Below are 10,022 nucleotides of genomic sequence, written 5' to 3' on the forward strand. Positions count from 1 at the left end.
GCGTTCGCGTTTAATTTCCCTTTACTTTCTCATGATTTATTTATCTTTCTTGGAAGAATAAAAACTGGGATGTACCCCAAATTCTTTTTCTTCTGTTAGAAGAAGTCGTTCAAATATCTTAGGAGCAGTTTTAGAAGGAGGATTTGAATCTTTAACTCAGCAAATTCTCCAGCGTAATCAACAAGCATTACAGGAAATTCAAAAGAAAGAAGAGGTTTGGTATGTTAAATCTGGTACAAATGTGCAGATATTTGTAAATCAAACATTTCAGTTTTAAGTGAGGTATTCAGCAATGTTTAATAGATGGAGTATCAATATTATATTTTGTTGCTTTGTATCGTTACCCTTATTTAATTTATCGATAGTAAATGCTGTTGAAATTAGAAATGGTGTAAAGCAAGTTCCCCAGGATATAGCCACTGGAAATAGTTCCCAGAAGATACCACAAATTGAATTATCACCGGGATATGGGGTGAATATTTCATTTATTAAAAGTGGCGAAATCGTCGAAAAAGTGTGGTTAGATAATCCTGCGATCGCGTCTCTCGATGTTGATGGCTGTCTAAGAGGTTTATCACAACAATGTGAACAGGAAGGAGCAACAGTTATACATTTACGACGAATCAATCGATTAAAATTGCCACAATTACCGAGTACAAGTACCAGTTTGCTCACAGTTGTGACTAAGGGGAAATCGGAACGGCAGGTATATCTATTTAAGGTAGTAATGGGAGATAAAACTCCTAATTATCACACTATTGAAATTGCTCCAAAAATTAACATCATTCTAGAAATAACGGACTTTTTAAATATTACTAATATACAGTCTATAAGTAGGGGTTTAAATATTGCCAGACAACAAAGTTTAATTCCCGATGAATCCCACTTATGGAAGAGAATTGAAAGTTTTCTGGCGGATATAAAATCAGGAAAATATATAAATAATGCTGCTCGCGATCGTGGAATTTCAATGAAGTTAGTTAATCGGTTGATTGAATTAGGAAATCGCGAAATATTGCAGCAGCGCTTTATTAATAATTCTCGATAATTAAATTATTTTGAGGTAGGTTGATAAAATGAAATTTACAAACAAGTATTTAGCATCTTTAGCAGGGTTAGGTTTATCACTATTAATTTCTGGTTCAATTCTCATTGCATGGCAACAACAAAGTATATCAAATACTTTACCAAAACAACCTAAAATTGCCACAATTACTTGGGATAAAACTCGATTACCTGATTGGAATCAAATCAACTTTTCTAATATGCCAGCAATTAGCGAATCCGGTTCATTTCAAGCACCTGTAAATGTCACAGATAAATTAGGATATAACCCTTCTCGTAGTTGGAATGCGGGACAAAAACCAGATTCGTTTACTATGTTGGGTGATTTTCAGGATTCCTTCAAACTGCAAAATTTTTCACTTACAGATATTTCTCAAATTGCTAACTTGGATTTGCAAAAAATCAGCTTAGATAGTTTCGGAGTTATAAAATTTCAAACTTTGGATAGTTTAATTAAGGCAATACCAGAGTTAAAAGAATTTCCAATTTCTGAAGTCAAACCAATTTCAGATTTATTATCTCAAGATTTATCAACATCTTTGAATACTAATCAAACTATTGGAAGTTTACTCAAACAATCACCTCATTTAGGTAAATTAAGCTTTGAATCGTTGGATTTAAAATCCTACAATCTCGATTCAATGCCTAATTTATCGACTACAACCATCGCTAGTTTTGATAAATGGCAGGGAGTTTACATTAATAAAATTCCTGGACTTAATAAAGTTCCTTTCTCCCAATTTCCCAATCCCATCAATCCAGTGGGTACGGAAATGGGAATAGTTGATGTTGCCTTTGCAACTGACGAACAAAAGCGAAATAGGACTATTTCAGGAAGTAACAAAGAAGGATTTGCTGTACCGTGCGATCGCAATTGTGCCCATACCGAATTATCTGGTTCTTCTGCGGTGAATGGTAAGGCTTGGATTAGTGGTAAATATCAATTAGTTAAAGGTGGTAAGGGCATTCTTGGCTCAGTTAATGATGGAAAGGAACCGACGGCTAGAAATCTATTTGGAGATGCTTTTAAGGTAGCTGTGTGGGACGTTTCTGAAGTTGATGGAATGATTTCTCAATCGTTATTTTTCCGGGTTTGTATGCGGAATAATTTTGTTGATTTGGGATGTACTCCCTATTTTATCGGTCCCGTTCCGTTTATGACTTATAGGGAGAAGGAACCGATATTTTTGGGAAGTATTGATGGAAATAAAAATTCTGTTTCTACTTCCACTGGCTTAAAAAGTAGTGGTTTCCGCTTTAATAATTCTCCGATTATTGCCAATAAAAAGAATGATGTTATTTCTAATTTGATACCAGCAGCAAAAGGTAATTGTAAAAACATTCATACATCTGGTACTAACGTTGATGCTTTAAGTTCTGCTTTATCGAACACTGAAAACAACTATAATTTTGTCGGTAATTATGTATGTGATTCTTCCGGTAATTGTGGTAGAGAATTAGGTGCAATGCAATTTATGTCCTCTCGTACTGATATTAGAAAGATTATTAGTAGTAAAGTTGGTGGTCAAGAATTTTTAGCGAAATTAGATGCAGGAAAAAAGGTTACAGGTGAAGAAATGACACAATATTTTTCACCATCGGAGCAACAAAGTTTAATTGAATCAGAAACTAATAATTTACTATCCACTGCATCACAACAAATTGACCCAAATACAGGTAAATCTTTCACTGGAGATAGATTAATTGAGCGTGCATCTCAAATATATATTGCTGGTACAAATATTCCTATAGATTCACAAGTTAGCGATGTTAGTAGTGGGAATACAATCAAAGAATATAGTGAAAAAGCAAATACAAAATACTCGCAGAATTTGCAATCAATGAATTGTTTTTAAGAACGCAGGGGGAAGATGGTATTGTCTTCCTTCTAACTCCTACCCTCTGCCTTTATTCGGTAAACAGGTCAAGTTTTAGATAATAGTTTATCATGTTACAAAACATTGGCAAAATCCCCAGTTTTAAGCTTGGTAAAAATCAAGTAATAACTCTACTCTTATTTCTCGGATTCGTAGCTTTTTTCCTATCATTGATGGTAGTTAATTTGTCTTCAAATAGTCATATGCTTACTTGGAAGAAAGCGGAAGAAATAACACCACAACCTCTACTAAAAATAGTTTTATCTCAAAAACATGCTCGCTATATTAATGTTTCATCAATCCAAGTTATGCGAGTTCCATCTCATGGTGCTGGAGATTTGTATATTTTTGATTTTCGTTCGTTTCAACTTTGTGGTGCTGGTGGATGTTTGTATTCGATTTATAACAAATCAGGTAAGCTAATTTTAGAGTTTATTGCCAATCCTCTACTTCCAGAAAAAGAGAATTTAATTCAAGTTTCAGATACTGTTAATCAGGGATTTCCTTGTTTAATAATTAATCAAAGTATCAGCACAAGTCAATTATTATCAAAGAATAAATTCTGTTATCAAGATGGTAGATATTTTCGATTAAACCAAGATTTTACTACTGAATGAAAAAATGAGTAATCATCTCCATATACAACAATCTACTACCTCACCAAATCTCACACAAGTTGAGAAATTAGCAGGTTTGATGAAATCACAATCTGGATTATTATTGCTTGCTTGTTTTGTTGCGATCGCTCTTTCAAAACTCTTGTCAGGAACCAATCATAAAGGCAAAGTTGCTACTAGCTATTGGGGTGGTAGTAAAGAAAAATCTAGAGCTAAAAGTAAAGCTAAAAAACAGATAGCAAAGCCAACTCGCAATTCTGTCGCTTTGTATATTGGAACTCCTCGTGATATCAAAAATACTCTCGAAAAACGGTGGTATGAATCGGGTTTTATCAAATCAAAATCAACTTTTTACCCTTCGTTAATTTCCCCTAATTCTACTCTATACGTCCCCGATGCTCAACGTGGAATTGCTGTTATTGGTGCAGCTGGTTCGGGTAAAACTTTCTCAGTAATTGACCCGTTAATTCGTAGCACTTTTGACCAGGGATTCCCCATGTTGCTCTACGATTTCAAATTCCCAGCACAAACAAAACGTGCTGTAGCTTATGCGATGAAACGGGGTTACAACGTCAAGATATTCGCACCGGGTTTTCTTGAGAGTGAAACCTGCAATCCTTTAGATTTATTGAGAGATGAAGAAGATGCGATTTCCTCTGCACAAATCACTCAAGTTATCTCTCGCAATTTCGATAGAGGTGGAAATGCCAGCAGTGACAAGTTTTTCGAGGAAGCAGGAGATTCGCTGGTTGAAGGAATCTTACTCGTTACCAAAGCGATAGCAACTCTAACGGGAGAAGACAAATACTGCGATTTGATGATGGCACAAGCAATTTTATCATTGCCCAACTTACCAGCACGACTCGAATTAGCATCAAAAGAAAAGCTCAAAGTATGGACTTCTCGACCATTATCGCAGCTAATCAGCGTCAAGGATTCCGAGAAAACAGCCGCATCGATTATTGGAACCGCACAGCGCATGTTTCAAAGATTTCTCAAACGGGATTTTGTTGGTGCATTTTGCGGGAAAACGACGCTACCACTCGATTTAGATGGGAAGCAATTGATTATTTTTGGATTGGATAGAAACAACAGAGATATCGTTAGTCCTCTACTTGCCGCAATTCTACATGCGATTGTGACGCGCAATATTACTCGTACCATACCGCGAAAAGACCCTCTGATAGTTGCTTTGGATGAGCTACCTACGTTCTATTTACCAGCGCTCGTCAATTGGCTGAACGAAGGACGGGAAGATGGTTTTGTTGGAATCCTGGGGTATCAAAATATTGCTCAGTTAGAGAAAATGTATGGAAAAGAACTGACACGGGCAATTCTCGGTGGTACAGCAACAAAGTTCATTTTTAACCCCCAAGATGCTGAATCAGCAAAGCTTTTCAGCGATTATTTGGGTGAAATGGAGATTAAATTTAATTCCAAATCGCAGAGTACGGGAAAAGGTGGAGGTTCCCGCAGTAGCAACGAACACCACCAAAAACGGCATTTATTAGAACCCGCACAGTTTGCCAAGATGGGAACGGGGAGAGCGGTCGTAATTAACCCCGCGTACACTCGTGGAACAGAAGCTTATATTCCTTTATTGCAAGCAATGAAAGTCCCGAAATCTGACATTGAAGAGATGAATTGGTCGGAAAGTAAATGGGATTTTATTAGAGAAAAGTTAATTGGGAGTAATGGAATCCAAATCAGTGATAAAGAACGTTCTCAACAGTTTTTAGAACGTAGGGAATTAGCAGAAAAACTATTTCCACTACCCGATAAAGATGAACATATACCATCTCCAGAGGAACTTACTAATATTTTTTAGGAGAAATAATTATGCAAACTTTAAAAGTGAATTTTAGCCCAGAGATATTTTCTGTTTTATCGCGTTATCCTCAATGGCTAGAGATGATTATTCAAGTTATGGACAAAGCACCTTTTAGCAGAAATTATTGTCCTAATATTGTCGAGGTATTTGACCAATATGGTTTATTGTCTGGGAGAATTCACGGCTATTTATCCTATGAATCTACACGTAATTCCGAACAGAAAAGTGAATTTACAGCTTGGTTAATCGATGGAGAATTGGCTATTTTTTATGTTGGTTCGGCATTAGTAATTAATCGCTTACAAATATTAGCTGTAGCTTTTCGGGAGTTATTGTGATGCCAGATATATTTGTTGTTGATTCTGGTGATGCTAATTCAATGCAGCAGTATTATGAACAAGTCATTGAGGTATTATTAAGAGCATTACTAGATGCCAAACTGGACAATTCAAAGCAAGGATTGAAAATATTTGATGATAATAAATTAGTTTATGGACAGGATAGTAATTATGTTAAGGATGAAATATCTGGTTTATCAGGACAACTTTTAAATCCTCAACTTATTACCCAATTACAACAATTACGTTCTACACCAGTTGGAGAAGTCGTTGAGGGAGCGATTAATAAGCGAGTTGAATTGGATGGAAAAGTAGTTTTACATTCAAATGAAGATGGGAGGGTAATTGTCAATGAATTATTAGAGCAAGAAGTAATTCGAGATGTAAAGCAGGAACAGGTAAAAGAACTTAGTAATTTAGAAACCAGAAATGGTAGCGACAAAATTATTTATCCAGAATTTCCAGCAATAGAAAATAATCAAATTAAGAATACTAAAACTCAAGTTCCAGGTTCAACGCGAGTTGCAGAATCTTTAAAAGTATTAGAAGATAGTCCATTGAAAGCTTTATTAAGTGCGGAAGTAGAACAATTACAATCAGAAATTAAAGCATTACAACAGGAACGGAATTTATACCAAGAATTAATCCAACAACGATTACAGCAACCACAAAATACATCATGGTGGCAAGAATTAAAAAATAAAGCTTCTATTGTGATAACCAGCTTTACTTCTGCTGTAAAAATTGGAATCAGCGAATATCAAGCAAATTCAACTCAACATCAATTTGCAGCATCGATTAAAAACTTATTTCACCTGCAAACGCAAGCAAGAGATAGTCAGTATCAAGCTAGCGATTACCAAATTTCTCGTAATGGTTCGCTGTATGAAATTAAGGAATCGGCAACGAACAAGCAAATAATGCAGTTTCGTTCGACTCCTTTAGGATTAAAAGTTGAGAAAAGTAATCTAGAAAGTAATCATATCAATGATTTTACAACATTACAAACTTCACTACAACAAAATGAAACAGTTCCCGCTTCTTTTGCTCCAGTAGGTAATCAAGAAGCTGAATATTTTGCTCGTGTTGATAAAATCACAAGCGCACTTTTGGGATATGCTGCTAAACAACAAAAGGATGTGACTATTGATGGTGTATTTTCCTATAAATGGCAAGCAAATCCCGATGGGAATGTAATTATTGAAGCAAAAGATGGACGAGGTAAGTTACTTGAAAAAGCTGGAGGTAAGGTAACTAGTAATATGAGCGATCGCGATTTAGTTTATTTCGAGCAAATTATACCTAAATTACAAGCAAGTATGAAAAAAGAAGCAGCAAATTCTCTTAAATTAACTAATTATCAAGAAAGGTAAGTAAGTTAATGAATATATCGCAATTGAATTTATTGATTGATTCTGGTGTCCCAATTATTTGTATTAATGCTCCAATCCAAGAGCGGATGAATTTATTGAAGAAAATCTACATTGAATGTACACATCGTAAACAGATTCCCCTATATTTATGTACTGCGGCTTGGGGATGCTTGAAGTTAATTCGATTCGCAGATAATCATAAAATAAATTTTGTCAATCTACATACTCAATATCAAACCCTATTTACTAGCTTTGATTATTTATTGGATTCTGACGAATCTGGAGTTTTTGTATTTGAAAATTTGCTATCTTCAAATATCATAGATACTCACAAAATCACTTCTCATCTCACCAACATCTATTTTGAATTAGAAAATAATCATACTGGTAAGTATCTCCTTCTTATTTCAAATGATGATATACAGTTACCAGATAGTTTAAATCGCTTAATTCCATCTATATCTATGCCACTACCGAGTCGTGGTGATATTTCTGATATTGTTGATGACGTTTTAATTCTATATCCAGATTTTGATAATTCCGATAATTCGATATTAGTTAATGCCGGAAGTGGTTTGACTCAAGAAGAAATCCGTTTAGGACTGAAACTTGGGCTTAATAGCTGCGATTGTCCGACAATTGATGTTCTAGCTAAACATTTACTCGAATATAAAATCAACCGTTTTCGTTCCTTCAACTTAAATTTTATTGCCAAACCCAATGCTCCCGATTTTGGTGGTTTAGATTTACTCAAAGAATATATCGAAAACGTCAAACACGACTTTTTACCCCAAGCGCGAGATGCAAATATTCCCCTTCCCAAAGGCTGTTTATTAGTCGGACCACCGGGAACCGGAAAAACTCTCGCTGCAAGTGCGATCGCACAAATCCTCACTTTCCCACTCGTCAATATTGATACCGCAGCAGTTGTCGCAGGTGGTGCAAATTATCTCAAACAGCTATTGGAACGGGTGGAAGCTTGCGCTCCTGTGGTGCTGTATTTTGACGAGTTCGATAAGCTTTTTGCCGCATCCAATGAGTCGGGGGAGGATATCAGTTCTCGGCAAATTTTGGGGACGTTGTTAACTTGGTTACAGGATAAAACAAGTATGGTGTTTGTAGTTGCTACCCTGAATCGGCTCGATGCGTTACCACCAGAACTAACCAGAGTAGGAAGATTTGACGAGATATTTTATGTGGGATTTCCCCAAGCTCACGAACGTAAGCAAATTTTGATGCTGCATTTAGCTCGATTTGATGAGCGTTATAAAAATAGCGATGTCCTAACACCAAAGGAATGGCGGATAATTCTCAACCAAACCGTCAATTGTACTGGTGCGGAGTTAGCGAGGATAGTTGAGAAATCAGCCCGTGCTTTGTTTTATCAGGGTAGAGAAATGGAAATTGGGTTGCAGGAATTACTTGAGCAACGAGAAATGATGGTTCCTTTATACGTGCGGGATACTGATAGAATATTGGCGATCGAAAATCGTGCTAAATATATTTGTCAGCCTGCTTCGAGTACCGATACGTCAGAATTTGCTCCCGTAATTACTTCCTTTTGGGGTGATAGATAAATTGCGTTAGGACAGTCCTGGAAGGAGTATAACTTTGATAAGAGAAAAGTTTAGGAAATTTGTGCGATCGCAACTGTGCCACCATCACGAAAATCAACACCAAGATGGTAGTCTTTAAGCAGTGCAGTTCCAACTAATGGACGACGACCCATTGCTAAAACGGGTACATCACGTTCTGCACCATTCCATAAAATAGTTGCTAAATATACATCAGTAGCAATGTTGGAATTGTCGGCAAGATTGGCGTTTATTCTGGTAACATAGCTCAACCCAAGTGTTGTAATCGCAGCAGGAGGTAAGGTTAAAAAACCTTCAAATCCCGTATCCATGACACACTTAATTTCTAAACTTGGACTTCCTGGGAGGCAAAAAATTATACCGATTTGAGCTTGAAGTCCAACGACGCTTCCATTTATCACTCTGCTATCCTAAATAACGTACCACCAACCGCATAAACAGCATTAAATCCAATTCTTTCCGACCAAAGTGCTGCATTGGCTTGTTTTGTTCGCATCTTGAGACTCGTTACAAGTAAATCATCACCTATTTCATATTCGCCAGTTTCTACATTAATTGAGATAATTTTGCCAATATTGTCTGGTGTTTCTACTCTTAGACGAATACTGTTTTCGTAGAGTTCTCTACCACGTTGGGTAATTTCTTCATCGCTAAGTTTGGGTTTGGACATAAAGCTAATATTCTCCCTGCAAATTTTGCAATTTTCTATTTCGATTGTAAAACAGAAGTAAAAATCTGCTGGAACAATTTCTGTTAGTACCTGATAACTTAGCCTTGGCATGGAGCGCGTTGTAATGGCTATCGATACAATTTTACTACTGGTAAGCTGTTCCGCATTTAAATGTCAAAGCCCGTCGGCTTTGGGTAAAAGGTGGTTGGCATCCATCCGAAGATGACCCACAGCTAGAAAGTGAGGTTTAGAAGTAGTTATTTCAGCCACGATGCACTAGTACAGCTTGACGCAAGTAAACATAACATTAGAATCAACGAAAATACTACGGCTTATAACCTTTGAACAAGGTATGTACATTTACGTTGAGCGGTACTAGTTATTTTCAGCAATAGCCCCAGCAATCAGTACATCAATACCTTCCTTGGCACAAGCTTTGAGAAGTGCGATCGCATATCTATTTTTCTGATTTGCAAAATATTCCCACAGGGACAACCAATCTTGAATTGAAAGTGAATACATACTTTCAAACCCATCTTGCATCCTCACCTGACATTCCACAATATCCTGCGATATTTTCAAACCAGATAAAGTCCTTGCCTTTTTTGGAGAATAATTAAGTAACCAATTAGTATTATGTTGAATAGACTTTAAAC

The 10,022-nt window shown here is 36.4% G+C and carries 9 protein-coding genes and 1 pseudogene; 7 read left to right on the forward strand and 3 right to left on the reverse strand.

Annotation, left to right across the window (positions count from 1 at the left end):
- Nucleotides 1–292 precede the first annotated feature (292 nt).
- From CK510_RS19660 to CK510_RS19690, 7 genes are all read left to right on the forward strand, one after another.
- Nucleotides 293–1,048 carry a hypothetical protein gene (locus CK510_RS19660; protein ID WP_095723316.1) on the forward strand — a complete coding sequence of 252 codons (756 nt, stop codon included), beginning with the start codon at nucleotides 293–295 and terminating at the stop codon, nucleotides 1,046–1,048.
- A 28-nt stretch (nucleotides 1,049–1,076) separates the two neighbouring features.
- On the forward strand, nucleotides 1,077–2,921 hold the full coding sequence (locus CK510_RS19665) for a hypothetical protein (protein WP_095723317.1): 1,845 nt from the start codon (nucleotides 1,077–1,079) through the stop codon (nucleotides 2,919–2,921).
- A 92-nt stretch (nucleotides 2,922–3,013) separates the two neighbouring features.
- Nucleotides 3,014–3,559, forward strand: a complete 546-nt coding sequence (locus tag CK510_RS19670) for a histidine kinase (protein ID WP_095723318.1) — start codon at nucleotides 3,014–3,016, stop codon at nucleotides 3,557–3,559.
- Between the two features lie 4 nt (nucleotides 3,560–3,563).
- Complete coding sequence (locus tag CK510_RS19675; protein ID WP_095723319.1) at nucleotides 3,564–5,387, forward strand: type IV secretory system conjugative DNA transfer family protein; 1,824 nt, start codon at nucleotides 3,564–3,566, stop codon at nucleotides 5,385–5,387.
- 11 nt (nucleotides 5,388–5,398) lie between these two features.
- The gene (locus tag CK510_RS19680) at nucleotides 5,399–5,728 is read left to right on the forward strand and encodes a hypothetical protein (RefSeq protein ID WP_095723320.1); all 330 of its coding nucleotides are present in this window, start codon (nucleotides 5,399–5,401) and stop codon (nucleotides 5,726–5,728) included.
- A complete protein-coding gene (locus tag CK510_RS19685; RefSeq protein WP_095723321.1) occupies nucleotides 5,728–7,101 on the forward strand; it encodes a hypothetical protein in 1,374 nt (457 codons plus the stop codon). The genes CK510_RS19680 and CK510_RS19685 overlap by 1 nt, the downstream gene beginning before the upstream one ends.
- Before the next feature lie 8 nt (nucleotides 7,102–7,109).
- Nucleotides 7,110–8,678 carry an AAA family ATPase gene (locus CK510_RS19690; RefSeq protein ID WP_095723322.1) on the forward strand — a complete coding sequence of 523 codons (1,569 nt, stop codon included), beginning with the start codon at nucleotides 7,110–7,112 and terminating at the stop codon, nucleotides 8,676–8,678.
- Nucleotides 8,679–8,728: 50 nt separating this feature from the next.
- Here the strand turns inward: CK510_RS19690 and CK510_RS19695 are convergent, their stop codons facing one another.
- From CK510_RS19695 to CK510_RS19705, 3 genes and pseudogenes are all read right to left on the reverse strand, one after another.
- Nucleotides 8,729–9,097: a clan AA aspartic protease gene (locus CK510_RS19695; RefSeq protein WP_095723323.1), complete on the reverse strand. Its 369-nt coding sequence runs from the start codon at nucleotides 9,095–9,097 to the stop codon at nucleotides 8,729–8,731.
- Nucleotides 9,094–9,366: a hypothetical protein gene (locus CK510_RS19700; RefSeq protein ID WP_095723324.1), complete on the reverse strand. Its 273-nt coding sequence runs from the start codon at nucleotides 9,364–9,366 to the stop codon at nucleotides 9,094–9,096. The genes CK510_RS19695 and CK510_RS19700 overlap by 4 nt, the downstream gene beginning before the upstream one ends.
- Before the next feature lie 375 nt (nucleotides 9,367–9,741).
- Nucleotides 9,742–10,022: pseudogene (locus CK510_RS19705) on the reverse strand (hypothetical protein); the annotation flags it as partial.

The sequence above is a fragment of the Brunnivagina elsteri CCALA 953 genome (genome assembly GCF_002289455.1).
GTDB classification, from domain to species: Bacteria; Cyanobacteriota; Cyanobacteriia; order Cyanobacteriales; family Nostocaceae; genus Brunnivagina; species Brunnivagina elsteri.